Source organism: Bradyrhizobium macuxiense (assembly GCF_007993935.1).
In the GTDB taxonomy this organism is placed as follows: Bacteria; Pseudomonadota; Alphaproteobacteria; order Rhizobiales; family Xanthobacteraceae; genus Bradyrhizobium; species Bradyrhizobium macuxiense_A.
Genome location: NZ_VITY01000003.1, coordinates 493124 through 518952, shown reverse-complemented (window position 1 = coordinate 518952; position 25829 = coordinate 493124). Strand labels below are relative to the sequence as shown.

The following is a 25829-nucleotide window of genomic DNA, read 5'->3' as shown; positions in this document are numbered from 1 at the left end:
CCCGTTCAACTCAACGTGTGACGCCGCGGGCGCGGCTTCTTGCGATCAACGACCTGACCAGCCATTCGAGCCCGATCAGCACGACCATGATGGCCAGGGCCGTCAGCACGATCGGCTGGGCGATGTTCCGTGCCAGCTGTTCGCCGGCGAAGAACGCGGAGTGCAGAAAATCCAACCCGACCGGGTTGAGCACCAGCACGGCCGACAGCAGCAGCGAGATCCAGGGCCAGCGCGTGCGGGCCAAGCCGGCCATTCATCGGTACTCCTGCCATACCGAACCGAGAAATATGGTCCACACCAGCGCCAGCACGCCCGTGCTGATCATCATCAACCGGAACTGGAACGTCGATATCAGGTCGCGGTTGACCGCGACGAGCAGCGCAACGGCGATGGCGGCGAGCAGAACGTACGGACCTGACATCGCGTACATGGCGGATGCCCGTCACACCATCATCATCACGGGATTTTCGATCAGCTGCTTGAAGGCGCCGATCAGCTCGGCGCCGAGCGCGCCGTCGATCGCGCGGTGATCGCACGACAAGGTCACGCTCATGATGTTCGCGATCTCGATCTTGCCGCCGCGCACGACGGGGCGCTCCTCCGAGGTGCCGACCGCGAGAATCGAGGCGTGCGGCGGGTTGATCACGGCGGTGAAGTGGTTGATGCCGTACATGCCGAGGTTGGAGACCGCGGTGGTGCCGCCCTGGTATTCTTCCGGCTTCAGCTTGCGGGCGCGGGCGCGCGCGGCAAAATCCTTCATCTCGTTCGAGATGGTCGACAGCGTCTTGGTCTCGGCCTTGCGGATGATCGGCGTGATCAGGCCGCCCGGCATCGCCACCGCGACGCCGACGTCGGAATGCTTGTGCTTGAGCATGCCGCCCTCGGTCCAGCTGACGTTGCAGTTCGGAATCTTCTGCAGCGCGACCGCCATCGCCTTGATGACGAAGTCGTTGACCGAGATCTTGTAGAGCGGCTTCTTCTCCTTGTCCTTCGGCGCGGCGGCGTTGATCTCCTCGCGCGCGGCGAGCAGCTTGCCGATGTCGCAGTCGATGGTGAGATAGAAGTGCGGGACGTTCTGCACCGAGGCGGTGAGACGCTGCGCGATGGTGCGGCGCATGCCGTCATGCGGCACGACCTCGTAGGAGCCCGGCTCGAACAGCGCCAGGATCTGCTTGTCCGACATCGACGGCGCGATGCTCGGCCCCGCCGCGGCGGGCGCAGCCGCCGGCGCCTTCAGGCCCTTGCCGGACTTGGCGTCGTCGACGTCGCGCGCGATGACGCGGCCGTGCGGCCCGGTGCCGGTGATGCGGGAAAGATCGATGCCGGCTTCCTTAGCGAGCCGGCGCGCCAGGGGCGAAGAGAAGACGCGGGCGTGGCCGTTGGCTTGCGCGGCGGGTGCCGCAGCAGGCTGCGGCGCCGGCGCTGCGGCCGGCGTCGGTGCAGGTGCCGCCGCTGGCGCGGGTGCAGCGGCAGGCGCGGCCTGGGCGGCGGGCTTCGGGGCTTCGGCGGGTTTGGCAGCCGGAGCAGCACCGGCGCCGGCGCTGGCTGCCGCCTTCACATCCTCGCCGTCGCCGGCCATGACAGCGATGACGTCGTTGACCGGCACATCCTGCGTGCCCTCGGGCACCAGGATCTTGGCGATCGTGCCCTCGTCGACCGCCTCGACTTCCATCGTCGCCTTGTCGGTCTCGATCTCCGCGATCACGTCGCCGGACTTGACCTTGTCGCCCTCTTTCTTGAGCCACTTGGCGAGATTGCCCTTTTCCATCGTCGGCGACAGCGCGGGCATGAGAATATTGATCGGCATTGTCAGTGACCTTGTTGCGACCGCGGTTTGGTTTGGCCCATGTCGGTCGGCCGGGCGATTTCGGCTTCGAACATCTCGACGATGCGCGCGAGCGCCTCGTCCTCGGTGTATTCGCTCTCGCGGGAATAGGCGCGCGCGGCGTGGCGGGCGATGTCGACGAGCATCAGCCCCCACATGTCCGGCTCCTCGAAGGCGCGCTGGAACGCGATCGACAGGCCGCCGTCGACCACAAAGGCGCGCAACACCTCGACGGCGTCGTCGCGGCCCATCACGTCAGGCGGCAGCGGCTGCTCCTTGGGACCGGCCATCGGCGTTACCGGTAGGACACGGCCTTGGCGGCCGCGACCACCTCGGCGACGGAAGGCAGAGCAAGCTTTTCAAGATTGGCGGCATAGGGCATCGGCACATCCTTGCCGGAGACGCGCGTGACCGGTGCATCGAGATAGTCGAACGCATGCTCCATGATGCGCGCGACGACTTCGGAGCCGACGCCGCTCTGCTGCCAGCCCTCCTCCACCGTGACCGCACGGCCGGTCTTCTTCACCGAGTTGATGATGGTCTCGGTGTCCATCGGGCGGATGGTGCGCAGATCGATCACTTCGGCGTCGATGCCTTCCTTGGCGAGCTCGTCCGCGGCCTTCAGCGCATACGACATCCCCATCGCCCAGGAGACGAGGGTGACGTCCTTGCCGGCGCGCGCAATCCGCGCCTTGCCGATCGGCACGATGAAATCGGGCAGCTTCGGCACCTCGCCGGTGTGGCCGTACAGCACCTCGTTCTCGAGGAAGATCACCGGATTGGGATCGCGGATCGCGGCCTTCAGAAGGCCCTTGTAATCGGCGGCCGAGTACGGCGCGATCACCTTGAGGCCCGGTATCTGCGAGTACCAGGCGGCGTAGTCCTGGCTGTGCTGGGCCGCGACGCGCGCGGCGGCACCGTTCGGGCCGCGGAACACGATCGAGCAGCCCATCTGGCCGCCGGACATATAGAGCGTCTTGGCGGCCGAATTGATGATCTGGTCGATCGCCTGCATGGCGAAATTCCAGGTCATGAACTCGACGATCGGCTTCAGCCCGGCCATCGCCGCGCCGACGCCGACGCCGGCAAAACCGTGCTCGGTGATCGGCGTGTCGATCACGCGCCGCGCGCCGAATTCCTGCAACAGGCCCTGCGTCACCTTGTAGGCGCCCTGATACTCGGCGACCTCCTCGCCCATGATGAAGACGTCGCCGTCGCGGCGCATCTCCTCGGCCATCGCATCGCGCAGCGCCTCGCGGATTGTCTGCGTGACCATCTCGGTGCCCGCGGGGATTTCCGGATCGGGCCGCGCCTCGCTGACCGGCGCGGCCGGCGCCTTCGCCGCCGGCTGCGGCGCTTCCGCCTTGGCTTCGGCAGCAGGCGCTTCCGCGGCCTTCGGCGGAGGAGCCGCGGGCACCTTGGCGAGGTCGGCGGCGCTTTCGCCGTCGGCCAGGATGGTGGCGATCGGCGTGTTCACCGCGACATCGGCGGTGCCTTCCGGAATCAGGATCTTGCCAAGCGTGCCCTCGTCGGTTGCCTCGACCTCCATCGTCGCCTTGTCGGTCTCGATCTCGGCGATCACGTCACCGGACTTAATGGTCTCGCCTTCCTTTTTCAGCCATTTGGCGAGGTTGCCCTTCTCCATGGTGGGCGACAGCGCAGGCATCAGCACTTGAATGGGCATATCGGCTCCCGAAATCGGTCTTGAAATTCTTCTGCGCGGGTGGGGTCAGCGGTAGATGTCGGTGTAGAGCTCGGATGCATCCGGCTCCGGATCGTGCTGCGCGAAGTCGGCGGCTTCGTTGACGATCTCGCGCACCTCGGCGTCGATCGCCTTCAGGTCCTGCTCGCTCACGCCCGACGCCAGCAAGCGGTTGCGCACTTGCTCGATCGGGTCCTGGTCGTGACGAACCTTCTCGACTTCCTCGCGGGTACGGTACTTCGCGGGATCGGACATCGAGTGGCCGCGATACCGGTAGGTCTGCATCTCGAGGATCATCGGACCATTGCCGCCGCGGCACCAGGCTGTGGCCTCGTCGGCGGCGGCCTTGACCGCGCGCACGTCCATGCCGTCGACCTGCCTGCCGGGAATGTTGAAGGAGGCGCCGCGCTTGGAGAAATCCTGCTGCGCCGAAGCGCGCGACACCGAGGTGCCCATCGCGTAGCGATTGTTCTCGATGACGTAGATCACCGGCAGCTTCCACAGCTCGGCCATGTTGAAGCTTTCGTAGACCTGGCCCTGGTTGGCCGCGCCGTCACCGAAATAAGTCACGCTGACGTTATCGTTGCCGCGATAGTGGTTGGCGAAGGCAAGGCCGGTGCCGAGCGACACCTGCGCGCCCACGATTCCGTGACCGCCGTAGAAATGCTTCTCCTTGCTGAACATGTGCATGGAGCCGCCCTTGCCGCGGGAATAGCCGCCGCGGCGTCCGGTCAGTTCGGCCATCACGCCCTTGGCTTCCATGTCGCAGGCCAGCATGTGGCCGTGGTCGCGGTAGCCCGTTATGACCTCGTCGCCCTGCTTCAGCGCCATCTGCATGCCGACGACGACCGCTTCCTGGCCGATATAGAGATGGCAGAATCCGCCGATCGCACCCATGCCGTAGAGCTGACCGGCCTTCTCCTCGAAGCGCCGGATCAGGAGCATGTCCCGCAGTGCCTTGAACTCCTGCTCCTTGGAGAATTCGGGGGGAGAACCAGCCTTCTCCTGACCTGATTCCTTCGCGACGCTTTTCTTGGGTGCGGCCATGGCAATTCCGGGTGAGAGAAGTCGAAGAACCCTCTCTAACCCAACTCAAATCACCTTGGAAGGATTGCGTTCGCCCGATGGAATTTTGCTATGCCGCACTGCAGCGCGGCGCGACACTTTTGTGATAGCGCGGGATTGTTTTTGAAATTTGAGAACGCGTCAGTTCGACTTGTTGATCCGAACCAGATCACGCGGGTTGGCGTAGTCGAGCTGGAAGCGCGCGCGCTCGTCCAGCATGTCGGGATCGACCCGATCCGACCGCAGCAGCGACACCCGCTGCTCGCCCTCGGCCCGCTCCTTCTTCAACCGCGCAAGCTCCGAGGTCAACGCGATGATTTCCTGGTCGAGCTCCTGCCGCGCGTTCAGCCCGTATTTGCCGGTATAGGCGTTGACGCCGAAATAGCCGACCATCAGCGCCGCCAGCGTGTAGAGCGCGAGCCCGGTCAGAATCGATTTGAGGCGTGTGCGGGAGACCATGGCCGCGAAGATGCGGCCATGGGGTTAACGGAATGCTAAGCCAAAGCGTTTTCGAGCGAAGTGGATGCCGGTTCGCGTGAAGAAAACGCGTCAAACAAGGTCAGCCGTTCTGCTTTTCGATGAAGGCCGCGAAGGCGCCGAGGTACTGCTGCAGCACGCCCTTGAGCGACTCCTTGGTCAGCTCGCCGTTGTCGTCGAAGGCATCGCCGACACCGTTGAGATAGGCTTCCGGCTGCCCGAGGATCGGACCGGAAATGCCCGGCAGGATGTTCTGCAGATGCTTCACCGCGCTGACGCCGCCGAGCGGTCCCGGCGAATTGCCGATGATGCCGATCGGCTTGCCGATAAACGAGCTCTTGCCGTAAGGCCGCGAGGCGACGTCGATCGCGTTCTTCAGCACGCCCGGGATCGAGCGGTTGTACTCCGGGGTCACGAACAGCACGCCGTTCGACTTCTGCAGCTTCTCGCGGAAGGCCAGCCAGTCCGCCGGCGGGGCGGCCTCGAGGTCCTGGTTGAAGAAGGAGATGCCCTCAAGCGTCGTCACGTCGAGCTTCAGCGACGCCGGTGCGAGCTTGGCCAGCGCATTGGCGATCTTGAGCGAAAAGCTCTGTTTGCGGATGCTGCCGACGATGGTGACGATGTTATAGGCCATAGCAAATTCCTTCGGGTTGTGCGTGAAGCTCGCGCATCTCACCTACCGGCGCGCCGAGAAAGATGCAAGTGCATGGATCGTGCAATTTTGGAAACGCAACGTTTATGAAACCGCCCCGCTGACGTCATGCAGCACGGCTGTCAAACATCAGCTTCAAGGCGCTATTTCGGCGCGGGGGCATCGGCCGGTTTATCCGCAGGCCCGTGCTTGCTTCCAGGCAGCGGCTTTGCGGCCGGTTTGGCGCCGTTTGCGGGCGCCGCGGCCGGCGGCTCGGGCGCGGCGGGCCCGCTCTGTCCAATCGATACCGAGATCCCGAACAGCCGCCACTGCCCGTTCACCGGCACGAACGCCAGGTCGAAATTCACCTGGTTCGGAACCGACGGAAAGAAGCCGGCCATATGCATCAATCCGTTGGCCTCGATCTGCGGCAGCAGATTGAGTTGGGGATCGATCACCGCGACGCCGGAAAGATCCAGATTGTCGTTGCGCAGCTTGGCAAAGATCTCCCCCAGGCGGGCCGCCGAGTTGACTTGAAAGCCCGGCGCGCCGATGTCGCGCAGCACCGTGTAGTTACCCGTCTTGTTGGCGTGATCGAGCGCGAGCAGCGCGGAGCGCACCAGCATGAGCACGCCGTTGCGATCGATCTGGGCCGGCTTGGCAGCCGGCGGCGGCGTCTCCGCACGACAGGCGGCGGCCGCCAGCAACGCGCCCGCAGCGACCAGAGCCCGCAGCCAGGATGCTTTCCGGGTCACCACGCAACGGTCACCCCGGCGCGTCCACCGACGCCACCTTGCGCAAAGCCGGCGGCGACGCCGCCATTGAGCACGACATATTGGTTGAGCCGCATCTGGGCCCCGAGGCTCATCGCATTCTGCCCGCGGAAGGTGCCCCAATTGGTCGAGATCGCAAATCTCTTGTCCGATGGCAGCGCCGCGCCGCCCATGGCAATGGCGATCGCGGTTCCCTCGAACGCCTGTCGCATCTGCGTCTGCAATGTCGCGACGTTGCCCTGCAGCGTCGAGACGTTGGTTTGGAGCGCGGATATGTCCTGCGGACTGAAGTTGGCCGACGCGAGATGGCCGGCGGCATCCGTCGTCACCACCTGGGTCGGGCCGGATTGCGCGGCGAGGCTTGCCGCCGAGGTGATGCCGGACATGCGGTAGGTGTTCGTGCTGGTGCCGATCGAGACCTCGTTCGGCGCCGATGTCGTCGCGCCAGTGCCGATCGCGGTAGAGTTTGCAAAAGTCGCCGTGGCATTGGTGCCGAAGGCCGCCGAATTGCTCCCCGTCGCCACCGCGCCGTCGCCATAGGCCGCACCGCCATTGGACGCCGATGCGCCGGCACCGACAGCGATCGAGCCGGTCGCGACCGCGCCATTGCCGATCGCGATCGCATTGACGCCGGTTGCGGCGGAGTTTTGCCCGACCGCGACCGCGCCTGCCGCGGTGGCCTGCGAGTTGGCGCCGACCGCCGTCGCGCCGGTGGCGCTGGCGGTGCTGGCCTGGCCGATCGCGGTCGTCGCCTCGCCGGTGGCGTTGCTGTTTTGGCCATAGGCGCTGGCGGTTGCGCCATTGGCGATGCTTTGCTGACCGGTCGCCGTCGCGGCGGCTCCGGTGGCACTGCTGAATTCGCCGGTCGCCGTCGCCGTCAAGCCGTTTGCCAGACTGAATTGGCCGGTCGCGGTCGCAAAGTCGCCGATGGCCCTGCTGGCGACCCCGGTCGCGGTCGCTCCCATGCCGTTGGCGCTGCTCCTTGCGCCGGTCGCGGTCGCATTGATACCGGTCGCATTGCTGAGCATGCCGGTCGCTGTCGCCAAGGTGCCGTTAGCGACACTGCTCTGTCCTGTCGCGGTTGCGAAAGTGCCAGTTGCATTGCTGCCTTGTCCCGTCGCCGTCGCGTTGGCTCCGTTCGCCAAACTGTCCTTGCCGGTCGCGGTCGCCTGCGTGCCGTTCGCGAAGCTGCCAGCTCCGATCGCCGTCGCGGCATCACCGACGGCGGTGCTGAGAGTGCCGAAGGCGCTTGCATTGGTGCCGACGGCCAGGGTGTTGTTGCCGGTCGCGGTTGCCTGCGTGCCGTTCGCGAAGCTGCCCCCGCCGATCGCCGTCGCGGCGGCTCCGGTGGCGGTGCTAAAAGTGCCGAAGGCGCTTGCAGCGTCGCCGGTGGCAAAGCTCTCGTGGCCGATCGCGGTCGCATCGGCGCCGGTCGCTGCACTGTTTGAGCCGTAGGCCGTTGCAGCTATGCCGGTCGTGCTCGCGCCGGAGCCAACCGCCGTCGCAAACCCCGACGGTGCATTGTTGACGCCGCCGCCGGCCGCATAGTCCGCCGAGCGCGCGGCCGACGGGCAGAGCATCGCAGTGGCGCCGAGCACACAGACGGCTCCGCGGGCAAGCATGCCGCTCGCTGACAAGCCCGCCCTGCTCCCGACTGCCGGGATGATGGTTCTGTGACGCCGATCACCGTACATGCGAGCCCCCTCAAACGGACGGACCGAGTCAGCCGATTGACCTGCCGTTCCGGCACCTTCCCCAAGTCGCCCGGTGCTCGCATCTGACGTTCGTCGGAGGCCCGGATGGAAAGCGGCGGTTTCAACCCGAACGGCAGCGAGTGAGACTTTGCAGCAACATCGAAACAGTTGCACACAATCCAGCCTTGCGGTGCGAATGGCATCCGGGCCAGATTGCAACCAGGCAGGGGCTGATCGATGCTTGGCGGCACATTGACCGGCGAAGACGGCGTGCACGATCTCGTCGCCGCCATCTACGACGCGGCCCTCGACGCCGCGCGCTGGCCTGATGTCCTGAACCGGATCGGCGATGCCGTCGGCGGACCGGAAGTGATCTTCGGCGTCTACGATCCGGCGACCGGGCTCTCGAACCTGCTCGCGCCGCGGATCGATCCCGTGCTGGTCAACCGGCTGCTGGACTGGGCGCCACGCAATCCGCTGCTGCCGCTCGGCATCGGTCAGGCCCCGGGCAAGGTTTTCACCGTCGGCAACTTCATCACGCAGGACCAGTTCACGAGCACGGATTTTTATCAGGAGTGGTGGCGCCCGGCCGGCTACGACACCGAGCCGCTGACCACCAATCTATTGGTCGACGATAGCGCGACGGGAATCTTCACCATCCACGGATCGCTGAACCGGTCGCCATTCGGCACCGATCAGAAGCGGCTGTTTGCTATCCTCGCGCAGCATCTGGTCCGCGCAGTCGCGTTGCAACGCCGCGTGTATCATCTGACCTTCGCCAGCGAGAGCGCGCTCGCGGGTTTTGATCGATTGCAGCAAGGCTTTCTCCTCGTCGATGCCGAGGCAAGGCCGCTGTTCACCAACCGCATCGCGCAAGCCTTGCTCGACGCCGATGATGGGCTACGGCTCGAAGGCGGCATGCTGTCCGCGTCCGACGCCGACTGCGGACGCCTGTTACGGAAACTGGTGTCGTCCTGCCTCGCACTGGCCGGCATCGGAGCCGGCGGCGAACTTTCGCTGCGGCGGAAAACCGGCCGATCGCCGCTTGGTGTTCTCGTGGCGCCGGTGTCGCTGGAAACAGCGATGGCCGCGCTGCCCTGGACCGTTTCGCGGCGCCCGGTCGCGATCGTATTGGTTATCGATCCCGAGACGGAAATGCAGGCCAGCCTCGACAGCCTGCAACAGCGTTTTGGCCTGACGCCCGCGGAAGCCGCGTTCGCGCTGGAAATCACCAAGGGCGATGGCCGTCAGGCCGCCGCCGACAGGCTCGGCATCACCGTCGGAACGGCACGAACGCATCTATCGAACATCTTCGACAAGACCGGGTCGAAACGACAGGCCGAACTGGTGCGCCTGCTTTTGCAGAAGTGAACCGGGCCGTATTCCTGGGCCAAATATCGACACGTTCTTCCAACCATACTGTGGCTGGATTCCATGCACATTCAAGCCGACCGAAGAGCGGACAATGGCAGAGCGCAAGATACGGATTGCAATCCTGTTCGGCGGACGATCGGCCGAACATGACGTGTCGCGGGCGTCGGCGGCGAACGTGCTTCGCTCGCTCGACCCGGATCGCTATGAGGCCACGGCGATCGGCATCACCCGGGATGGCCGCTGGATCGTTGCCGATGCCGGAAACGGCGCCGGCGCGGGTGGCGGCGCGCTGACCATTCCGGACCATGGGCCACAACTCGCGCTGCTGCCGGGCGGACAGGGTCGCGTCGTGGTGCTTGCGGGACCTGGGGCAGTGCCGGCGGAATTGCCGGCATTCGATGTCGTCTTCCCGGTCCTGCATGGCCCCAATGGTGAGGATGGCACCGTGCAGGGCGCGCTGGAGCTATCTGACGTAGCCTATGTCGGCTCGCGCGTGATGGGCTCGGCGGCCGGAATGGACAAGGACATCGCCAAGCGCCTGCTGCGCGAGGCGGGATTGCCGATCGTCCCCTTTGTCGCGATGTCGGCTCTAGCTCCCGTCAGCTATCACGACGCGGTCAGCGCCCTCGGCTCGCAGGAGCTGTTCGTCAAGCCGGCCAACATGGGATCATCGGTCGGCGTGTCGAAGGCGCGCAACGCGGAGGAGTTCGAGACCGGCTGCAAGTTGGCGTTCCGCTTCGACACCAAGATCCTGATCGAGCGCTGCATCGCGCCGATCCGCGAGGTCGAGTGCTCCGTGCTCGAGGATGCCGAGGGCCGCGTGCGTGCCTCGCAGCTCGGCGAGATCGTGCCGTCCGACAAGCACGGCTTCTACTCCTACGACGCGAAGTATCTCGATGCGGACGGCGCCCTGCTGCAGGTGCCCGCCGACGTCCCGCCTGCCGTGGCCGATCGCATCAGGGAGCTCGCGATCAAAACGTTCGGAGTGCTGGGTTGCGAAGGCATGGCGCGCATCGACTTCTTCCTGCACGGCGAGCAGGCGTTCGTGAACGAGGCGAATACCCTGCCCGGCTTCACCAACATCAGCATGTATCCGCGGCTGTGGGAAGCCAGCGGCCTGCCGCAATCCGAGCTGATGGACGTCCTGATCGACCATGCCCTGGAGCGTCACAAGCGCTCCAGGGCGCTGGCATTCGAGCGCGAGTAACCTTTCGCGCGGTTACGCGCCCTTGTTCGGATTGATCAGGAATTTCTCGCCGGTCGCGCGCTTGCCGTAGACGGCGATGTTGTCGAGCTGCAGGGTTTCCTGCAACGACACCACCTTGGTGTAGTGGCTGGCGAAGGTGGTCTTCAACTCCGCGACCACGCGCTGACGCAGCTTGTTGCCCGCCTCCGGACCGATCTTCATCAGGAACGGGAACAAGAGCCAGCCGCCGACGCCCCAGGCCATGCCGAAGCCGCGCGGCAGCTCGATCGAACGGTTGTCGAGGCTGCCGTAGACGTAGACCTGCTTGTGCACATTCGAGCCGTAGCGGCTGTAGGCCTTGGCGGTCTTGTTGATCGCGGTCTCCATCGCGACCAGGATCTGGCCTGCGAGCTTGCCGCCGCCGATCGCATCGAAGGCGATGGTCGCGCCGGTCTCGACCAGCGCGCCGGTGAGTTTGTCCATGAAATCGGGCGCGCTGGAATCGACGATATGCTTGGCGCCGATCTTGTGCAGGATGTCGGCCTGCTCCTTGTTGCGCACGATGTTGACGAGGCCGATGCCGTCCTTGAGACAGATCCTGTTCAGCATCTGGCCGAGGTTCGACGCCGCCGCCGTGTGTACCAGCGCCTTGTGGCCCTCGCGCCGCATCGTCTCGGTCATGCCGAGCGCGGTCAGCGGATTGACGAAACAGGACGCGCCTTCCGCCGGCGTAGTGCCCTCGGGAAGCGGCAGGCATTCGGTGACGCGCAGCGTGCGGTATTGCGCATACATCGCACCGCCGATCATCGCGACCGTCCGGCCCATCAGCGCTTTTGCCGCGTCCGACGAGCCGGTCCTGATCACAACGCCGGCGCCTTCATTGCCGACCGGCATCGACTCGTCGAGCCGGGCGGCGAGGCCGGCCAATGCCCCTTCCGGCACGCGCGCGGTCACCACTGGCAATTCCTTGCTGCCGGAGACCTTGGCGGCGGCCATGTCGGCCGGGCCGATCAAGAGCCCGAGGTCGGACGGATTGATCGGGGTCGCCTCGACCCGGACCACGACCTCGTCGGGACCGGGCTCGGGGGTCGGGATATTGACCAACGACAATTCCAGTTCGCCATCCTTCTTGAGCAGCGAACGCAGTTGCAGACCGCTCTTGCCGTCACTCATCCCGACCTCCCTTTTTGCGTTTTATTCAGTCCCGATCAATTGGGGCGCTAGGCCAGCGCCTTCAAGGCCGCCCTGCCGGCGTATTTCGCCTGGGTGCCGAGCTGCTGCTCGATCCGCAGCAGCTGGTTGTACTTGGCGGTACGGTCGGAGCGCGCCAGCGAGCCGGTCTTGATCTGCCCGCAATTGGTGGCGACCGCGAGGTCGGCGATCGTGGAGTCCTCGGTCTCGCCGGAACGGTGCGACATCACGGCGGTGTAGCCGGCCTTGTAGGCCATCTCGATCGCCGCCAGCGTCTCGGTCAGCGTGCCGATCTGGTTGACCTTGACCAGGATCGAGTTGGCGCGGCCGTGCTTGATGCCGTCGGCAAGCCGGGTGACGTTGGTGACGAACAAATCGTCACCGACCAGCTGGCACTTGTTGCCGATCGCATCCGTCAGCTCCTTCCAGCCGTCCATGTCGTCCTCCGACATGCCGTCCTCGATCGTCACGATCGGATAGCGGCCGACGAGGTCGGCGAGATACTTCACCTGCTCCGAGCGCGAGCGGGTCTTGTTCTCGCCGCCATAGACGTAGGCGCCGTCCTTGAAGAATTCGGTGGAGGCGCAGTCGAGGCCGAGCACGACGTCGTCGCCCGCCTTGTAGCCGGCCTTGCCGATCGCGTTCATGACGAATTCGAGCGCGGCGTCGGCCGACGGCAGGTTCGGCGCGAAGCCGCCCTCGTCGCCGACATTGGTGTTGTGGCCGGCCTTCTTCAGTTCGCCGCGCAGCGTGTGGAAGATTTCCGAACCGCAACGCAGCGCTTCGGCGAACGAGGTGGCACCGACCGGCAGGATCATGAACTCCTGGAAGTCGATCGGGTTGTCGGCATGCACGCCGCCATTGATGATGTTCATCATCGGCACCGGCAGCGTCCGCGCCGAGGTGCCGCCGACATAGCGATACAGCGGCATGTCGAAGGATTCGGCAGCGGCCTTGGCGCAGGCCAGCGACACGCCGAGGATTGCGTTGGCGCCAAGCCGGCTCTTGTTCGGCGTGCCGTCGAGCTCGATCATGATCTGGTCGATCGCAACCTGCTCCTCGACGGCCTGGTCGCTGAGCGCCTCGAAGATCTCGCCGTTGATGGCAGCAACCGCCTTCTCGACGCCCTTGCCGAGATAACGCGACTTGTCGCCGTCGCGCAGTTCCACCGCCTCATGGGCGCCGGTGGAGGCGCCCGACGGCACCGCCGCGCGACCGATCGACCCATCCTCCAGCACCACATCGACCTCGACCGTGGGGTTGCCGCGGCTGTCCAGGATTTCGCGGCCGATGATGTCGACGATGTCAGTCATGAAGTACCTCTTGTGGCAGTGAGGGGGTCGGATGGCGGTGCTTCTACCGCAATGCATCGAGGGGGAAAAGGCCGGGTGACGGGCGCCCGATCATTGGCTAAGAGGACCCCACGGAGACCCGAATGGCAAAGAAATCCAGCAAATCAACGATCTCCCCCGGCCTGCAACTCGGCCGCGCGGTGGAATGGCCCGACGCGCCGGAAAAGGCGCAGCTCGACCGCGTGCCCAACCCGCAGGCTGGTACCGATTATCTGGTACGCTTCACGGTGCCGGAATTCACCTCGATCTGCCCGGTAACGGGCCAACCGGATTTCGCGCATCTGGTGATCGACTACGTGCCCAGCCGCTGGCTGCTGGAATCCAAATCGCTAAAGCTGTTCGCCGCGAGCTTCCGCAACCATGGCGCATTCCACGAGGACTGCACCGTCATGATCGGCAAGCGGATCTCAGACGAGATCAAGCCGAAATGGCTGCGCATCGGCGGCTACTGGTATCCGCGCGGCGGCATCCCGATCGACGTGTTCTTCCAGACCGGCCGTCTGCCGAAGGGCATCTGGGTCCCCGACCAGGGCGTCGCGACGTATCGCGGGCGGGGTTAGAGTAGCGGCCTACGCCTCCACATCCGATCGCGCCGCGGCATCCGCCGGCCGCGTCTGCTTCAAAAATCTCGCGCAAATAAAACCGAGCACGACCATCACGGCGGCGGCCGAGACCAGCGTCGTCGTCTTGCCGGCATGTTGCAGGCCGAAGCCGTAGGCGATCGGGCCGACGGTCTGGCCCATGAAGAAGAAGAACGAGTGCAGCGACAGCGCGGTGGCGCGCGCTTCGACCGATAGCTCGCTGGCGAACACCTGCAGGCAGCCGTGGATCATGTAGAAGCCGAGGCCCATCACCAGGAGGCCCGCCATCTGCAATTTCCAGTGCGGCCCGAAGGCGACGCCGACCAGTTGAATCGCGACCAGCGTCGCGCCGACGATCATCATCCCCCTCACCCCGATCAACGGCAGCAGGCGCGCCACCGTTAGCGTGTAGAGCAGCCCGCCGATCGCAAAGCCTGCGATCACGATGCCGGCGATCGACAGCGAAGTCTCGCCGAGCTCGAACAGGAACGAGGCAATGAAGGGAAACAGCCCAAGCACGCAGCAGCCTTCGATGAAAACCGCCGAATAGCAGATCCGCGCGTTCGGGTTGGTGAAGATGGTGCGATAGCCGTGGCGCAACGCCTTCAGGCTGGTTCGCGGCGGACGGTTCAGCGCAGCGCCGCGGAAGCCGGCCGCAACCGCCAGCGCGACGATGATCACGAGACCGCCGAGCACCGCGAGCACGCCGCGCCAGCCGAGCAGATCGCCGATCAAGCCGGAGGCCGTCGCGCCGAGCAGATTGCCGGTCATCGAGCCCGCGAGCGTACGGCCGATCGCGAGCTGGCGCTTGTCCGGCCCGACCAGATCGCTGGTCAGCGACAGCGCCACCGGAAACACCCCGCCCGAGCCGACGCCGGCCAGGATGCGGGTCACGAACAGCATCGGGAACGAGGTCGAGAGCGCGCCGAGGATATTGGCGACGCCGAGCAGCCCGAGGCAGATCGTCATCAGCCGCGCCTTGCCGAACAAATCGGCGGCAGCACCGATCGCCGGCTGCACCGCGGCAAAGGTGAAGGCAAACACCGCGGCAAAGCTCGCCGCGGTCGCGATGCTGACGCCGAAATCCTCCGCAACATGCGGCAGCACCGGATCGAGCGCACGCACCGACAGGCTCGCCGCGAAGGTCGCCAGCGTGATGACGTTGAGGGCCGGCGGCATGCCGCTGGTTGCGGTCATGTCGTCGTCACCCCGTCAGGCTGCGGTCTTGGCCAGCGCGTCGAACTGCATCAGCCGCTTGACGAGAGATTCGAAGTCGCGCAGCGGCACCATGTTGGGGCCGTCGGACGGCGCGTGATCCGGATCGGGATGGGTCTCGATGAAGACACCAGCGACGCCGACCGCGACCGCCGCGCGCGCCAGCACCGGCACGAATTCGCGTTCGCCGCCCGAGGACGTGCCCTTGCCGCCGGGCTGCTGCACCGAATGGGTGGCGTCGAAGATCACGGGCGCACCGGTGGTGCGCGCAAGGATCGGCAGCGCGCGCATGTCGGACACCAGCGTGTTGTAGCCGAACGACGCGCCGCGCTCGGTGACCAGCACATTGGCATTGCCGGCGCCTGTGATCTTGTTGACCACATTGGCCATGTCCCACGGCGCCAGGAACTGGCCCTTCTTGACGTTGACGACCTTGCCGGTCGCAGCCGCGGCCAGCAAAAGATCCGTCTGCCGGCACAGGAAGGCCGGAATCTGCAGTACGTCCACCGCCTGCGCCGCCTCGGCGCACTGGTCGGGCTCATGCACGTCCGTCAGCACCGGCAGCTCGAGCGAGGAACGGATCTCGGCGAAGATCGGCAGCGCCTGCTTCAGCCCGATGCCGCGCGCGGCCGACGCGCTGGTGCGGTTCGCCTTGTCGAACGAGGTCTTGTACACCAGGCCGATCTTGAGCCGGGCCGAAATCTCCTTCAGCGCGGAGGCCACTTCAAGCGCATGCGCGCGGCTCTCGAGCTGGCAGGGACCGGCGATGATCTGTAAGGGCAAGGCGTTGCCGAATTTGGCCGATCCGACGGCAACGATCGGCGCGGCTTGCGCGGAAACCTGATTGGTCAAAATGCTGCATCCTTTTGGCCTACGACCATGCAATCCCGCGCCGGGGGGATCAAGCCATGCGGCACGATGAGGGGGTTGCGCTGACGCCGTGGGTGCGCCGTGCTATCACAATCCTGCCCCAACCGCCCCTATAGAGTGAGGCGGAACAGATTCCCATGAGGAACGACATGCGCCTTTTGCTTGTGATCGTAGCCGCGGCCGCCTCGGCGATGTCTGGTCTGGCCTACGGCCAGGCCAGCAGCCAGCCCGGGGTCGTCACCAGCGGCGCCAACGGCGTCACTGTCAATGGCAAGCCGGCGGCGCGTAGCGGCGACACCACCAGCAATGGCGGCCCGCTGGTCGAAGGCGTGCCCAATGTCCTGATCAACGGCAAGCCGGCAGTGGTCATGGGCGATCGCACCCATTGCGGCGGCAAGACGACCTCGAGCAGCCACGGCGTCTTCATCAACGGCAAGCCGATGGTGACCCAGGGCGATCAGACCTCAGGCTGCCCGCAATAGCAGCGCTGCGGCATTTCCCCCCCCCCAGCGGCCAAAAATATCGAAAACAACCCCATGCAAAGGAGCCGGCGGTAACGGCGTTCGACAAGGCAGCTTGACCCGTCGGGCAAATCAGGGATATATTTCCAATATTCCGAAATCGTGCAAGCCCCGCTCGCCCGCAATGCTGTCGCATATGGCGTACGCGATCACGTCTGCCTTGAAGCGACGAAGCAATCCAACGCGCGCATGCGGCGCCATGGATTGCTTCGCGGAGCCTGTCATCGGGCGCGTATTCGCGCGACCCGTTGGCTTGCAACGACGGCGGCCGGCACTACTTGACCGCTGAGAACGACGTCGGCACCAGAAGCTGGTTTTCGATGGTGAGAACGATCTGGCCGTCCTCCTCGGTCTTGGCGCGCGCGGCGATCCATTCCGGATCGGTCGTGAACGCGGTCCATTTCTTCTCGCGCTCGGCGAGCGATTCCCAGGCCAGCAGATAGGTCAGGTCCTGGTTGGATTCGCCGACCAGCGTCGTGAAGAAGCCGGCCTGCCTGATGCCGTGCTTGTCCCAGAGCTTCAGCGTGATGGTCTCGAAGCGCTTGAGCAACGCCGGCAGCCGGCCCGGCATGCAACGATAAACGCGGGTCTCGTAGATCATTGGCGATCCTCCCAGATTATGGTGCGGCGGTTATAGCCGGCACCTTCCAGACTGTCTTGAGGGGCGACAACATGGCAGCGTTGGGCATGCAGCAGGGCGTTACATCACAAGGAGACCCAAAAGCTCGTCCGGACGATAACATCGGCACCGGTCGCAGGACTTACTTTGTTGTTTCGACGGCGTGCCTCATGAGAGCCGCGTCGCTGAGATCCTGCTGCAGCACCTCGCTGAGAAGCACGAGGAGCCGATTGTTGTTCGGTATTCCCTTGGGCGCCTTCAGATTGGGATAAAGGCGGTCATGGTAGGAATCGTAGTGAACGCGGCCCAATTTGACGTCCCCGCTCGCCGCGCGTTCGACCAGCTCGGTGGCTTCACAATGAACGGCACCACCTGTGCTTCTGACAACAATGGCCGGTGTCTGCTCGCGCGACGGGTCCGGGATTTTGATTCGTCGCAAGCATGCGTCGACGGCTAGCGGCGCAATGCTCCTTTGCGAACCTCGCGGTGATATGCCGACTTTGGCACTGTCGCGCGCCCCGGCACAGGAGGAGGAACGCTCGGCCGTCGTTTCCCAGCCCTCATGGAAATGACGATCGGTGCCGACGCGACTGATCTGGATCACGCGCATCCCGGTCAGGACTGCAACCGCGTCGGCAACGTCGTAGTTCTGCTCGCCACGCGTATCGATTCCGTCCAGAACGAGCAACCCGTACTTGGCCGATGGCTTCTTCAGCGAGACATAGCCGGTTGCGCATTTCTCTTTCAGTTCGCGTTCGATGAAATCATCAACGTTGACTTGCTCACCGACAGACCCTGCAGGTCCCTTGCTCAGCGCCCCGGGCGGCAACAGAGGAGCGGCGATTGCCAGCATCGCAAACGCCGGCAACGCGACGCCGATCGCGGCGGGAATGCGGCCGAAGATCAAGAACCCCACGAAGAGCAGGCAAACAACGCCCACGCTCCAGATGGGCACAACAAACAGGAACATCCCGGCCGCAGGCATTGCCAGAAACGCAATTGGCGGCCCCACCGCCAGCACCACAGCCGCGATGAACCCAAAAAGCATTTCCAAAAAATATCGGCGCATCGAACAACCGCGCGGACCTGTGGACCGGGCCCTGTTCCTATCATGGCAAAATTAAGAAACGGTCATGTCGCGTCGGGCGCCCGGAGCGGTAGCGGTCCGAAATCTGTCTGTTTGATACGCCCCCATCCAAATCCTTCGTTTTTCAGCTATTTTCTTATGTCGGCTGTCAACATCGTACCCCTGGCCGTGGCAGGCGGCCATTTCCGCAATGCTGTTGCAATGTTAGTGGCCCTAGAACCGGTCGTTCGGGTGCAGGACCTGGAGAACATGCGGATACTGCTGGTGGAAGATGAGGCCGAAATGGCGGCGGCGCTGGCGCAGGCGCTGAAGGGCTACGACATGGTGGTCGACCATGTGCCGAGCCTCGCCGAGGCCGAGGAAGCGATTTCCGCCGACGTGCATGGCGCCGTCCTGCTCGACCGCCAGCTTCCCGACGGCGACGGCCTCACGCTGATCCCGAAGCTGCGCGCCAAGGCCGACGGCGTTCCGATCATCGTGCTGACTGCGCGCGGCGACCTCGCCGACCGCATCACCGGGCTCGACAGCGGCGCCGACGACTATCTGGCCAAGCCGTTCGCGGTCGAGGAGCTGCTGGCGCGGTTGCGCGCCGTGCTGCGCCGTCCCGCCGGCCTGCAGCTCGAGATCATCAAGGCCGGCCGCATGGCGTTCGATTGCAGTCATCGCGAGGCCAGCGTCAATGGCCGCCCGCTCGACCTGCCGCGGCGCGAGCTCCTGGTGCTGGAGACGCTGCTGCGCCGCCTCGGCCGCACCGTGCTACGCGCGACGCTCGAGGAAGCCGTGTACAATTTCGAGGACGAGATTCAGTCGAACGCGCTCGACGCCCATGTGTCGCGGCTGCGGCGCAAGCTCGCCGATACCGATGCCGGCGTCGAGATCCATAGCATCCGCGGCGTCGGCTACCTGCTCAAGCAGGTGTCATGAGCGAATCCGCCGATCACTATTGCCTGCGCTCGCAACTGAGCTGGCGGCTGGTCGCGCTCCAGGCGCTGCTGCTTGCCATGCTGATCGTTTGCCTGATCAGCGCATTGTGTGCGACCGGCTTCCTGATCGTCCCGCGCGATGAGGATCACGTCATTTCCATCGTGCAGAGCGCGATCGCGCGCGATGGACAGGGCAATCTGGTGTTGCGCCCGACGGCTGAACTCAAGCAGCTTCGCGAGAACACGCCCGACCTCTGGTTCCAGGTGCGCGACCGGCAAGGCCATTCGTTATCGGAAGGTGCAGTGCCGCCCGAATTTGCCGGGATCGGCGATGCGCTCGACCAGATCAGCCAGGCCAGGCTCGGCTGGCAGATGTTCGAGGACGATCCGCGCAAGCCGCCGGCGCGCCTGAAGCGCGTCAATTCCGACGCCGGCCCGGTACAGGTGCTCACAGCCACGCAAGGGCCGACGTCGAGCGTCAAGACCGCACTCGCCACGACGCTGGCGTTCCTGGCCGTTGCCCTGCCCGGCCTGCTCCTGATGGCGTGCGCCACGTTCATCGCAACGCCGATGGTGGTGAAGCGCGCTTTCGCCGGCCTCGACACCGCGGCCGACCAGGCGCGCCGGATCGATTTCCGCCAGCGCGGCAGCCGGCTGTCGGCCGACCACCTGCCGCTCGAGGTCGCGCCGCTGGTGACCGCCGTCAACGATGCGCTGACGCGGCTCGACGACGGCTATTCGCGCCACCAACGCTTCGTCGCGGACGCCGCCCACGAATTGCGCACCCCGATCGCGATCCTCAACACGCGGCTGGAGTCGCTGCCCGCAGGCCCTGAGAAAACCCGCCTGCTCGAGGATTCCGCGCGGCTTGCAACGCTCGCCGAGCAGCTGCTCGACATCCAGCGCTTCGACCAGTGCCGCAACCCGTTCGGGCGCGTCGATCTCGTCGCGGTCGCGCGCACTGTCGCCGCCGATCTCGCGCCGCTCGCGATCGCGGGCGGTTACGAATTGTCGCTCGATAGCGCCGCCGACCACGCCGAAACGCTGGGCGACCGCGCCGCGCTGGAGCGCGCGCTGACCAATCTGGTGCAGAACGCGATCCAGCATGGCGGCCGCCGCGGCACCATCACCATCCATGTCGGCAGCGGTGCGACGGTCGACGTGACCGACGAAGGCGACGGCATTCCGCAGCATGAGCGCACGCGGATCTTCGATCCGTTCTACCGGCTCGCGCCGCTCGACCGCGGCGCCGGCCTTGGTCTGAACATGGTGCGCGAGATTGCAAGGCTGCATGGCGGTCACGTCTCCGTGCTCGACGGGCCGAAGGGCGGCGCATGCTTCCGTCTCACATTACCGCCGGCGCCCTTCGCATCGTAACTCGCGCAACATCGCGCAATGTTCTCGCAATGCAGCTCCCGCAAACAAGGCGTCACGCTTCGCCGATGAGTCGAAGCGCTACGACACTTTGCTGGGAATCCCAATGGCACATGATCTCCTCTCTTTCTTCACGGCGTGGATGGCCGCCCCCGGCCGCGTCGGCGCCATCGCGCCCTCGGGTGCTGCGCTCGCCGAACTGATCACGCGCGACATCAGCGCCAACACCGGCCCGGTGCTGGAGCTCGGCCCTGGAACGGGCGCCTTCACCTATCAGCTGTTGAAGCGCGGCGTGCGCCAGCAAGATCTTACGCTGATCGAATACGGCTCGGATTTCATGCGGCTGCTGCAGCTCCGCTTTCCCGGCGCGCGCGTGCTGTGGATGGATGCCGCGCGGCTGGCCTCGGAACGGCTGTATGACGGTGCCCCCGTCGGCGCAGTGGTCAGCGGACTGCCGCTGCTCAACATGTCGCCGCGCAAAGTCATCTCGATCGTCGGCGGCGCATTCAGCTACATGCGTCCCGGCGGCGCGTTCTACCAATTCACCTATGGGATGCGCTGCCCGATACGGCGGCCGATCCTCGATCGGCTCGGCCTGCGCGCCACGCTGGTCGATCGCGCCATCCTCAACGTGCCGCCGGCCGCGGTCTACCGGCTGACGCGGCGACCGCAGTACAAGCTGCTGACGCGTGATGCCACACCGGCGCCCGGCACCAACGTTTCACCGCTCAAGAAGGAACGCCAGGCGAGCGAGGACTGCGCCGTCGTGTGATGGCGCAGCTGACCGCTGTTACATCAGCCGGCTCTGCTTCGCCGCGGCCTCAATGAAGGACGCGAACAGCGGATGCGGTTCAAACGGCCGCGACTTCAGCTCGGGATGGAACTGGACCCCGATGAACCAGGGATGGTCCTCGTACTCGACGATCTCGGGCAGCACGCCGTCGGGCGACATGCCGGAGAAGCGCAGGCCGTGCTGCTCGAGGCGATCCTTGTAGGCGGTGTTGACCTCGTAGCGGTGACGGTGCCGCTCGGAGATCTCGGTCGCGCCGCCATAGACCTGCGAGACGCGGCTGCCGCGGTTGAGCGCCGCGGGATAGGCGCCGAGCCGCATCGTGCCGCCGAGGTCGCCGGTCTGCGAGCGCTTCTCAAGCTCGTTGCCGCGCAGCCATTCGGTCATCAGGCCGACCAGCGGCTCCTCGGTCGGGCCGAACTCGGTCGAATTGGCGTTCTCGATGCCGACCAGATTGCGCGCGGCCTCGATCACGGCCATCTGCATGCCGAAGCAGATGCCGAAATACGGCACGTCGCGCTCACGCGCGAACTGCGCCGCGCGGATCTTGCCCTCGGCGCCGCGCTGGCCGAAGCCGCCGGGCACCAGGATGCCGTTGACGTGCTCGAGGAACGGCGCCGGGTCCTCGTTCTCGAACACCTCGCTCTCGATCCAGTCGAGGTTGACCTTCACCTTGTTGGCGATGCCGCCATGCGAGAGCGCCTCGATCAGCGATTTGTAGGCGTCCTTCATGCCGGTGTACTTACCGACGATCGCGATCGTCACCGCGCCTTCCGGATTGCGGACGCGCTCGTTGATCACGTGCCAGCTCTGCAGCGCCGGCGGAATCTTCGCGGTGATGCCGAACGCGGCCAGCACCTCGTCGTCGAGACCGGCGGCATGATAGGCCTCCGGCACGGCGTAGATGTTGTCGACGTCGCGCGCCTCGATCACGGCGCTCTCGCGCACGTTACAGAACAGGCCGAGCTTGCGCCGCTCCTCCTTGGGGATTTCGCGGTCGGTGCGGCACAGCAGGATGTCCGGCTGGATGCCGATCGAGCGCAGCTCCTTGACCGAGTGCTGCGTCGGCTTTGTCTTGAGTTCGCCGGCACTTGGAATATACGGCAAAAGCGTCAGGTGAATGTAGACGGCGTGATCGCGCGGCAGCTCGTTCTTGAGCTGGCGGATCGCCTCGAAGAACGGCAGGCCTTCGATGTCGCCGACCGTGCCGCCGATCTCGACCAGCACGAAATCGTACTCATCGTTGCCCGACAGCACGAATTCCTTGATCGCGTTGGTGACGTGCGGGACCACCTGGATGGTGGCGCCGAGATAGTCGCCGCGGCGCTCCTTGGTGATGATGTCCTGGTAGATGCGACCGGTCGTGATGTTGTCGGCCTTGGTGGCCGGACGACCGGTGAAACGCTCGTAATGGCCGAGATCGAGATCGGTCTCGGCGCCGTCGTCGGTCACGAACACTTCGCCGTGCTGATACGGCGACATCGTTCCGGGATCGAGGTTGAGATAGGGATCGAGTTTGCGAAGGCGGACTTTGTAGCCCCTAGCCTGCAGCAAAGCGCCGAGCGCCGCTGAAGCCAGACCCTTGCCGAGCGAGGAGACCACGCCGCCGGTGATGAATATGTACCGCGCCATGGGACTTTACCTTTAAGCCGACTCCACCGATTCGCAAAACGAATCGGCTGTTCCCGGCAAACAAACCACCGGGCTGTGGGTTACGTTAAATTGCGAGCGATTTCAGACTATTGATGGGTATTCCTGATGCAGGATGCCAGCGGTGCATCCTGCATGGCCACCCTGCTTTATTGCGACCGAGGCGCCTGCGGGCCGCTCGGGGCCTGCTGCTCGTCGGTCTTCTTCAGCGAATCGAGGATGCCGCCGGAGGTCGGGGGCGTCAGCGGCGTACCGCCGGCCGGCTGGGTCTGCGCCGGTGCGCCGGTGCCGATGATCGAGCTCGGCTTGCGGTCGTAGCCCGCATACCAGGACAGGAACAGACTGGTCAGGAAGAAGCCGACCGCGAGGATCGCCGTGGTCCGCGTCAGCAAATTCGCGGTGCCGCGGCTCGACATGAAGCCGGCACCGCCGCCCATCCCGAGGCCGCCGCCTTCGGATTTCTGCAGCAACACGGCGCCGATCATGACGGCGACGATCATGAGATGAATAATGATAACGACAGTCTGCATCGCAAGCCTTCCGTCACAAGCCGCCAAGCGGCCAGACAAACGGCGCTATCGGCTTTGCGGGTTTTCGTGAAGTCGCGCCCTGTTACACGATTGCACCGGGCATTGTCACCCCCGAGATAGTCGCATCGGCTGACATCTCAAGCGATGCCGATCGCGCTCGCTCGCGGCTTGATCGGAACCAGCGAATTCCATTATAATCAACGTATGGATACTTTAGTAGACGATCTGAGCCAACGCCTGGCGCAGCGGATCAGGCTCGAACGCGATGGCCGGGGCTGGTCGCTGGCCGAGCTTGCCGAACGCGCCGGCGTCTCGAAGGCGACCATCAGCAAGATCGAGCGCGCCGAGGTCAGTCCCACCGCGGTCGTGCTGGTGCGCCTCGCCTCGGCCTTCGATCTCACGCTGGCCGGCTTGATGCTGCGCGCCGAGGGCCAGGGCGAACGGCTGTCGCGCGCCGCCACGCAGCCGCTCTGGCGCGATCCCGAATCCGGTTACCTGCGCCGCCAGGTGTTCAGCCGTCCCGATCATCCGGTCGAGCTGGTGCGGGTCGAGCTGCCGCCGAAGCAATCCGTGACCCTGCCCGCCTCGTCCTATGCGCATATCCGCCAACTGGTCTGGGTGCTGAGCGGCAGCCTCGTCATCACCGAGGGCGGCGCGCGCCATGTGCTGGCGGCCGGCGATTGCCTCGGCTTCGGGCCGCCGGCGGAAACCACCTTCGCCAATGAGAGCAACGCCGGGTGCACCTATGTGGTCGCCCTGGCCCGGAGTTGATGCATGTCGCAGTTTGCCATCAAGCCGCTCGCCGACGAGCCCGGGATTCGCAACGCGCTCAGCGAATTGTTGATTGAGACCGTCGCCGGCGGCGGCTCGGTGAGCTTCATGCATCCGCTGGCGCCGGAGGATGCTGATGCATTCTGGCAGGATTCGCTTGGCGCTGCGGCGCGCAGCGAGCGAGTCGTGCTCGGCGCGTTCGACGGCAATGAACTGATCGGCACCGTGACGCTGCAATTGAAACTGCCGCCGAACCAACCGCATCGGGCGGAGATCGCAAAGATGATGACGCGCGTCGCCCATCGCCACCGCGGCGTGGCGACCGCCTTGCTGCGTGCCGCCGAGCAGATTGCGATCACGCAGGGACGCACGCTGTTGGTGCTCGACACCGCCGAAGACGACGGCGCCGGGCCGCTTTACGAGCGGCTGGGGTTTCAGCTCACCGGCCTCATCCCGGATTACGCGCTGAAGCCGCATGGCGGCCTCACCGGGACGTTGATCTATTGGAAGCCGATCGGGGCGGCGGCCTAGTCGCGAACCGTCATTGCGAGGAGCGAAGCGACGAAGCAATCCATCGATCCGCATACGCGGTGAAATGGATTGCTTCGCTTCGCTCGCAATAATGACGTGGATGGAGCGTCGGCCGCCTAGCAGCCCGCGGCGATCGCCAGAAAGTCCGACGCCTTCAGGCTGGCGCCGCCGACCAGCGCGCCGTTGACGTTGGCGACGGCCATCAGCTCGGCCGCATTCGACGGCTTCACCGAGCCGCCATAGAGGATCCTGATCTTGTTTCCCTCGCCCTTGAAGCGATCTGTGAGCTGTCCCCGGATAAACCTGTGAACTTCCTTGACATCCCCGGCTGTCGGGGTCAGGCCGGTGCCGATTGCCCAGACCGGTTCATAGGCCACCACCAGATTGGCTGCGGTCGAGCCGTCGGGCAGCGAACCCGCAAGCTGGGTGCCGCAGACGTCGAGCGTCTTGCGGGCGTCGCGCTGCTCGCGGGTCTCGCCGATGCAGACGATCGCGGTCAGTCCGGCGCGCCAGACCGCCTCCGCCTTCTGCCGAATCAGGGCATCGGTCTCGCCGTGGTCGGCGCGCCGCTCGGAGTGGCCGACGATGATGGCGATCGCGCCGAGGTCCTTGAACATCTCCGCGGAGAGATCGCCGGTATGGGCGCCCGATGCCTTCGGATGGCAGTCCTGGGCGCCGACGGCGACCTTCGAGCCGCGCGCCTTGTCGGCAAAGGCGCCGACCAAGGTCGCAGGCGGACAGACCAAGAGATCGGCCTTCCCGGCGACTTCGCCGGCGCCGGCCAGCATCGCGTCGAACTCGGCAAAGGAGGATTTCAGGCCGTTCATTTTCCAGTTGCCGGCGATCAGCGGCCGGATGGCGTCGGTCATGTCGGATTTCCCATCATTCAAGCGTCCCCTGCGCTATCAGAGCCAGGCGGCGACTTCCAGAGCGCGGCATCGTGCCTGCTGACCGCTTCAATCCGCCCCCTTACCCATGGTTGCGGGGGGGCTTCGGCCACTTTATAAGCGTTTTCAATTCGGTGACGCCCTGCTGCCGGACAAAAAGTCCTGACTTTTGGTCCCATTTGGGCACGACCCGGTTCCCCTCCTGTAAAA

General features: G+C 65.3%; 28 protein-coding genes. 9 read left to right on the top strand and 19 right to left on the bottom strand.

Translation table 11 applies throughout. The annotated features are described in order from the left end of the window. Window positions 1-10: 10 nt before the first annotated feature. From FBZ93_RS10415 to FBZ93_RS10375, 10 genes are all read right to left on the bottom strand, one after another. A complete protein-coding gene (locus tag FBZ93_RS10415; RefSeq protein WP_146985792.1) occupies window positions 11-253 on the bottom strand; it encodes a hypothetical protein in 243 nt (80 codons plus the stop codon). Continuing rightward, on the bottom strand, window positions 254-430 hold the full coding sequence (locus FBZ93_RS40550) for a hypothetical protein (RefSeq protein WP_167528985.1): 177 nt from the start codon (window positions 428-430) through the stop codon (window positions 254-256). A 12-nt stretch (window positions 431-442) separates the two neighbouring features. Then, entirely contained in the window at window positions 443-1807 is a 1365-nt protein-coding gene (locus tag FBZ93_RS10410; protein ID WP_146985791.1) for a pyruvate dehydrogenase complex dihydrolipoamide acetyltransferase, read from the bottom strand. Between the two features lie 2 nt (window positions 1808-1809). Next, complete coding sequence (locus FBZ93_RS10405) at window positions 1810-2115, bottom strand: DUF5076 domain-containing protein (protein WP_021079261.1); 306 nt, start codon at window positions 2113-2115, stop codon at window positions 1810-1812. Between the two features lie 5 nt (window positions 2116-2120). Next, window positions 2121-3509, bottom strand: a complete 1389-nt coding sequence (locus FBZ93_RS10400) for a pyruvate dehydrogenase complex E1 component subunit beta (protein ID WP_146985790.1) — start codon at window positions 3507-3509, stop codon at window positions 2121-2123. 45 nt (window positions 3510-3554) lie between these two features. After that, window positions 3555-4574 (bottom strand): pyruvate dehydrogenase (acetyl-transferring) E1 component subunit alpha, encoded by a 1020-nt coding sequence (pdhA, locus tag FBZ93_RS10395; RefSeq protein ID WP_146985789.1) that lies wholly within the window; start codon window positions 4572-4574, stop codon window positions 3555-3557. Between the two features lie 159 nt (window positions 4575-4733). Further along, on the bottom strand, window positions 4734-5051 hold the full coding sequence (locus tag FBZ93_RS10390; RefSeq protein WP_021079258.1) for an FtsB family cell division protein: 318 nt from the start codon (window positions 5049-5051) through the stop codon (window positions 4734-4736). Window positions 5052-5151: 100 nt separating this feature from the next. Continuing rightward, complete coding sequence (locus FBZ93_RS10385) at window positions 5152-5703, bottom strand: NADPH-dependent FMN reductase (protein ID WP_146985788.1); 552 nt, start codon at window positions 5701-5703, stop codon at window positions 5152-5154. A gap of 161 nt (window positions 5704-5864) precedes the next feature. Next, the gene (locus tag FBZ93_RS10380) at window positions 5865-6455 is read right to left on the bottom strand and encodes a hypothetical protein (RefSeq protein ID WP_433995394.1); all 591 of its coding nucleotides are present in this window, start codon (window positions 6453-6455) and stop codon (window positions 5865-5867) included. Then, complete coding sequence (locus tag FBZ93_RS10375) at window positions 6452-8095, bottom strand: YadA-like family protein (RefSeq protein WP_167528984.1); 1644 nt, start codon at window positions 8093-8095, stop codon at window positions 6452-6454. The genes FBZ93_RS10380 and FBZ93_RS10375 overlap by 4 nt, the downstream gene beginning before the upstream one ends. Before the next feature lie 309 nt (window positions 8096-8404). Here FBZ93_RS10375 and FBZ93_RS10370 point away from each other — a divergent pair, with 309 nt between their 5' ends. Continuing rightward, window positions 8405-9538 carry a helix-turn-helix transcriptional regulator gene (locus tag FBZ93_RS10370; RefSeq protein ID WP_146985786.1) on the top strand — a complete coding sequence of 378 codons (1134 nt, stop codon included), beginning with the start codon at window positions 8405-8407 and terminating at the stop codon, window positions 9536-9538. Window positions 9539-9632: 94 nt separating this feature from the next. Then, complete coding sequence (locus FBZ93_RS10365) at window positions 9633-10748, top strand: D-alanine--D-alanine ligase family protein (RefSeq protein ID WP_146985785.1); 1116 nt, start codon at window positions 9633-9635, stop codon at window positions 10746-10748. Window positions 10749-10760: 12 nt separating this feature from the next. Here FBZ93_RS10365 and FBZ93_RS10360 read toward each other — a convergent pair whose 3' ends face one another. Next, a complete protein-coding gene (locus tag FBZ93_RS10360; RefSeq protein WP_146985784.1) occupies window positions 10761-11900 on the bottom strand; it encodes a zinc-binding dehydrogenase in 1140 nt (379 codons plus the stop codon). Window positions 11901-11947: 47 nt separating this feature from the next. Beyond that, window positions 11948-13231: a phosphopyruvate hydratase gene (gene eno / locus FBZ93_RS10355; protein ID WP_146985783.1), complete on the bottom strand. Its 1284-nt coding sequence runs from the start codon at window positions 13229-13231 to the stop codon at window positions 11948-11950. 122 nt (window positions 13232-13353) lie between these two features. Here eno and queF point away from each other — a divergent pair, with 122 nt between their 5' ends. Further along, window positions 13354-13830, top strand: coding sequence for a preQ(1) synthase (gene queF / locus FBZ93_RS10350; protein ID WP_146985782.1), 477 nt, complete (start codon window positions 13354-13356; stop codon window positions 13828-13830). Window positions 13831-13839: 9 nt separating this feature from the next. On the opposite strand, the gene FBZ93_RS10345 is transcribed toward queF, so the two are convergent. Next, window positions 13840-15048, bottom strand: coding sequence for an MFS transporter (locus FBZ93_RS10345; protein WP_146985781.1), 1209 nt, complete (start codon window positions 15046-15048; stop codon window positions 13840-13842). A 15-nt stretch (window positions 15049-15063) separates the two neighbouring features. Next, window positions 15064-15918 (bottom strand): 3-deoxy-8-phosphooctulonate synthase, encoded by an 855-nt coding sequence (kdsA, locus tag FBZ93_RS10340; protein ID WP_146985780.1) that lies wholly within the window; start codon window positions 15916-15918, stop codon window positions 15064-15066. 167 nt (window positions 15919-16085) lie between these two features. Here kdsA and FBZ93_RS10335 point away from each other — a divergent pair, with 167 nt between their 5' ends. Then, on the top strand, window positions 16086-16418 hold the full coding sequence (locus FBZ93_RS10335; RefSeq protein ID WP_146985779.1) for a PAAR domain-containing protein: 333 nt from the start codon (window positions 16086-16088) through the stop codon (window positions 16416-16418). A gap of 313 nt (window positions 16419-16731) precedes the next feature. Here FBZ93_RS10335 and FBZ93_RS10330 read toward each other — a convergent pair whose 3' ends face one another. Together FBZ93_RS10330 and FBZ93_RS10325 are read right to left on the bottom strand one after the other, a co-directional pair. After that, entirely contained in the window at window positions 16732-17058 is a 327-nt protein-coding gene (locus FBZ93_RS10330) for an NIPSNAP family protein (RefSeq protein ID WP_146985778.1), read from the bottom strand. Window positions 17059-17218: 160 nt separating this feature from the next. Further along, the gene (locus FBZ93_RS10325) at window positions 17219-18145 is read right to left on the bottom strand and encodes a hypothetical protein (protein ID WP_146985777.1); all 927 of its coding nucleotides are present in this window, start codon (window positions 18143-18145) and stop codon (window positions 17219-17221) included. Between the two features lie 267 nt (window positions 18146-18412). Between FBZ93_RS10325 and FBZ93_RS10320 the strand changes: the two genes are divergently transcribed. The 3 genes from FBZ93_RS10320 to FBZ93_RS10310 all read left to right on the top strand — a co-directional run bounded on the left by FBZ93_RS10320 (window position 18413) and on the right by FBZ93_RS10310 (window position 21232). Continuing rightward, window positions 18413-19087, top strand: a complete 675-nt coding sequence (locus FBZ93_RS10320; protein ID WP_050419632.1) for a response regulator transcription factor — start codon at window positions 18413-18415, stop codon at window positions 19085-19087. Then, window positions 19084-20463, top strand: coding sequence for a sensor histidine kinase (locus FBZ93_RS10315; protein WP_146985776.1), 1380 nt, complete (start codon window positions 19084-19086; stop codon window positions 20461-20463). Before FBZ93_RS10320 ends, FBZ93_RS10315 begins: the two co-directional genes overlap by 4 nt. Window positions 20464-20566: 103 nt before the next feature. After that, entirely contained in the window at window positions 20567-21232 is a 666-nt protein-coding gene (locus FBZ93_RS10310; protein WP_146985775.1) for a class I SAM-dependent methyltransferase, read from the top strand. An 18-nt stretch (window positions 21233-21250) separates the two neighbouring features. On the opposite strand, the gene FBZ93_RS10305 is transcribed toward FBZ93_RS10310, so the two are convergent. Together FBZ93_RS10305 and secG are read right to left on the bottom strand one after the other, a co-directional pair. Next, window positions 21251-22882: a CTP synthase gene (locus FBZ93_RS10305; RefSeq protein WP_050419628.1), complete on the bottom strand. Its 1632-nt coding sequence runs from the start codon at window positions 22880-22882 to the stop codon at window positions 21251-21253. Window positions 22883-23049: 167 nt separating this feature from the next. After that, window positions 23050-23430: a preprotein translocase subunit SecG gene (secG, locus tag FBZ93_RS10300; RefSeq protein WP_146985774.1), complete on the bottom strand. Its 381-nt coding sequence runs from the start codon at window positions 23428-23430 to the stop codon at window positions 23050-23052. A gap of 204 nt (window positions 23431-23634) precedes the next feature. Between secG and FBZ93_RS10295 the strand changes: the two genes are divergently transcribed. Both FBZ93_RS10295 and FBZ93_RS10290 read left to right on the top strand, forming a co-directional pair. Further along, window positions 23635-24201 carry a helix-turn-helix domain-containing protein gene (locus tag FBZ93_RS10295; RefSeq protein ID WP_146985773.1) on the top strand — a complete coding sequence of 189 codons (567 nt, stop codon included), beginning with the start codon at window positions 23635-23637 and terminating at the stop codon, window positions 24199-24201. A gap of 3 nt (window positions 24202-24204) precedes the next feature. After that, window positions 24205-24732, top strand: coding sequence for a GNAT family N-acetyltransferase (locus tag FBZ93_RS10290; RefSeq protein ID WP_146985772.1), 528 nt, complete (start codon window positions 24205-24207; stop codon window positions 24730-24732). Window positions 24733-24848: 116 nt separating this feature from the next. On the opposite strand, the gene tpiA is transcribed toward FBZ93_RS10290, so the two are convergent. Next, the gene (tpiA, locus tag FBZ93_RS10285) at window positions 24849-25601 is read right to left on the bottom strand and encodes a triose-phosphate isomerase (protein WP_146985771.1); all 753 of its coding nucleotides are present in this window, start codon (window positions 25599-25601) and stop codon (window positions 24849-24851) included. Window positions 25602-25829: the final 228 nt, after the last annotated feature.

Excerpts from the sequence above, each read along its gene's own strand:
- pdhA (WP_146985789.1), bottom strand. The coding sequence starts at position 4,574 with ATGGCCGCACCCAAGAAAAGCGTCGCGAAGGAATCAGGTCAGGAGAAG.
- FBZ93_RS10360 (WP_146985784.1), bottom strand. The coding sequence starts at position 11,900 with ATGAGTGACGGCAAGAGCGGTCTGCAACTGCGTTCGCTGCTCAAGAAG.
- FBZ93_RS10310 (WP_146985775.1), top strand. The coding sequence starts at position 20,567 with ATGGCACATGATCTCCTCTCTTTCTTCACGGCGTGGATGGCCGCCCCC.
- FBZ93_RS10390 (WP_021079258.1), bottom strand. The coding sequence starts at position 5,051 with ATGGTCTCCCGCACACGCCTCAAATCGATTCTGACCGGGCTCGCGCTC.
- FBZ93_RS10335 (WP_146985779.1), top strand. The coding sequence starts at position 16,086 with ATGCGCCTTTTGCTTGTGATCGTAGCCGCGGCCGCCTCGGCGATGTCT.
- FBZ93_RS10370 (WP_146985786.1), top strand. The coding sequence starts at position 8,405 with ATGCTTGGCGGCACATTGACCGGCGAAGACGGCGTGCACGATCTCGTC.
- FBZ93_RS10320 (WP_050419632.1), top strand. The coding sequence starts at position 18,413 with ATGCGGATACTGCTGGTGGAAGATGAGGCCGAAATGGCGGCGGCGCTG.
- FBZ93_RS10305 (WP_050419628.1), bottom strand. The coding sequence starts at position 22,882 with ATGGCGCGGTACATATTCATCACCGGCGGCGTGGTCTCCTCGCTCGGC.
- queF (WP_146985782.1), top strand. The coding sequence starts at position 13,354 with ATGGCAAAGAAATCCAGCAAATCAACGATCTCCCCCGGCCTGCAACTC.
- FBZ93_RS10375 (WP_167528984.1), bottom strand. The coding sequence starts at position 8,095 with ATGCTTGCCCGCGGAGCCGTCTGTGTGCTCGGCGCCACTGCGATGCTC.
- FBZ93_RS10290 (WP_146985772.1), top strand. The coding sequence starts at position 24,205 with ATGTCGCAGTTTGCCATCAAGCCGCTCGCCGACGAGCCCGGGATTCGC.
- FBZ93_RS10325 (WP_146985777.1), bottom strand. The coding sequence starts at position 18,145 with ATGCGCCGATATTTTTTGGAAATGCTTTTTGGGTTCATCGCGGCTGTG.
- FBZ93_RS10400 (WP_146985790.1), bottom strand. The coding sequence starts at position 3,509 with ATGCCCATTCAAGTGCTGATGCCTGCGCTGTCGCCCACCATGGAGAAG.
- FBZ93_RS40550 (WP_167528985.1), bottom strand. The coding sequence starts at position 430 with ATGTACGCGATGTCAGGTCCGTACGTTCTGCTCGCCGCCATCGCCGTT.
- FBZ93_RS10385 (WP_146985788.1), bottom strand. The coding sequence starts at position 5,703 with ATGGCCTATAACATCGTCACCATCGTCGGCAGCATCCGCAAACAGAGC.
- FBZ93_RS10295 (WP_146985773.1), top strand. The coding sequence starts at position 23,635 with ATGGATACTTTAGTAGACGATCTGAGCCAACGCCTGGCGCAGCGGATC.
- FBZ93_RS10415 (WP_146985792.1), bottom strand. The coding sequence starts at position 253 with ATGGCCGGCTTGGCCCGCACGCGCTGGCCCTGGATCTCGCTGCTGCTG.
- FBZ93_RS10410 (WP_146985791.1), bottom strand. The coding sequence starts at position 1,807 with ATGCCGATCAATATTCTCATGCCCGCGCTGTCGCCGACGATGGAAAAG.
- FBZ93_RS10330 (WP_146985778.1), bottom strand. The coding sequence starts at position 17,058 with ATGATCTACGAGACCCGCGTTTATCGTTGCATGCCGGGCCGGCTGCCG.
- FBZ93_RS10405 (WP_021079261.1), bottom strand. The coding sequence starts at position 2,115 with ATGGCCGGTCCCAAGGAGCAGCCGCTGCCGCCTGACGTGATGGGCCGC.
- secG (WP_146985774.1), bottom strand. The coding sequence starts at position 23,430 with ATGCAGACTGTCGTTATCATTATTCATCTCATGATCGTCGCCGTCATG.
- FBZ93_RS10365 (WP_146985785.1), top strand. The coding sequence starts at position 9,633 with ATGGCAGAGCGCAAGATACGGATTGCAATCCTGTTCGGCGGACGATCG.
- FBZ93_RS10315 (WP_146985776.1), top strand. The coding sequence starts at position 19,084 with ATGAGCGAATCCGCCGATCACTATTGCCTGCGCTCGCAACTGAGCTGG.
- tpiA (WP_146985771.1), bottom strand. The coding sequence starts at position 25,601 with ATGACCGACGCCATCCGGCCGCTGATCGCCGGCAACTGGAAAATGAAC.
- FBZ93_RS10345 (WP_146985781.1), bottom strand. The coding sequence starts at position 15,048 with ATGACCGCAACCAGCGGCATGCCGCCGGCCCTCAACGTCATCACGCTG.
- eno (WP_146985783.1), bottom strand. The coding sequence starts at position 13,231 with ATGACTGACATCGTCGACATCATCGGCCGCGAAATCCTGGACAGCCGC.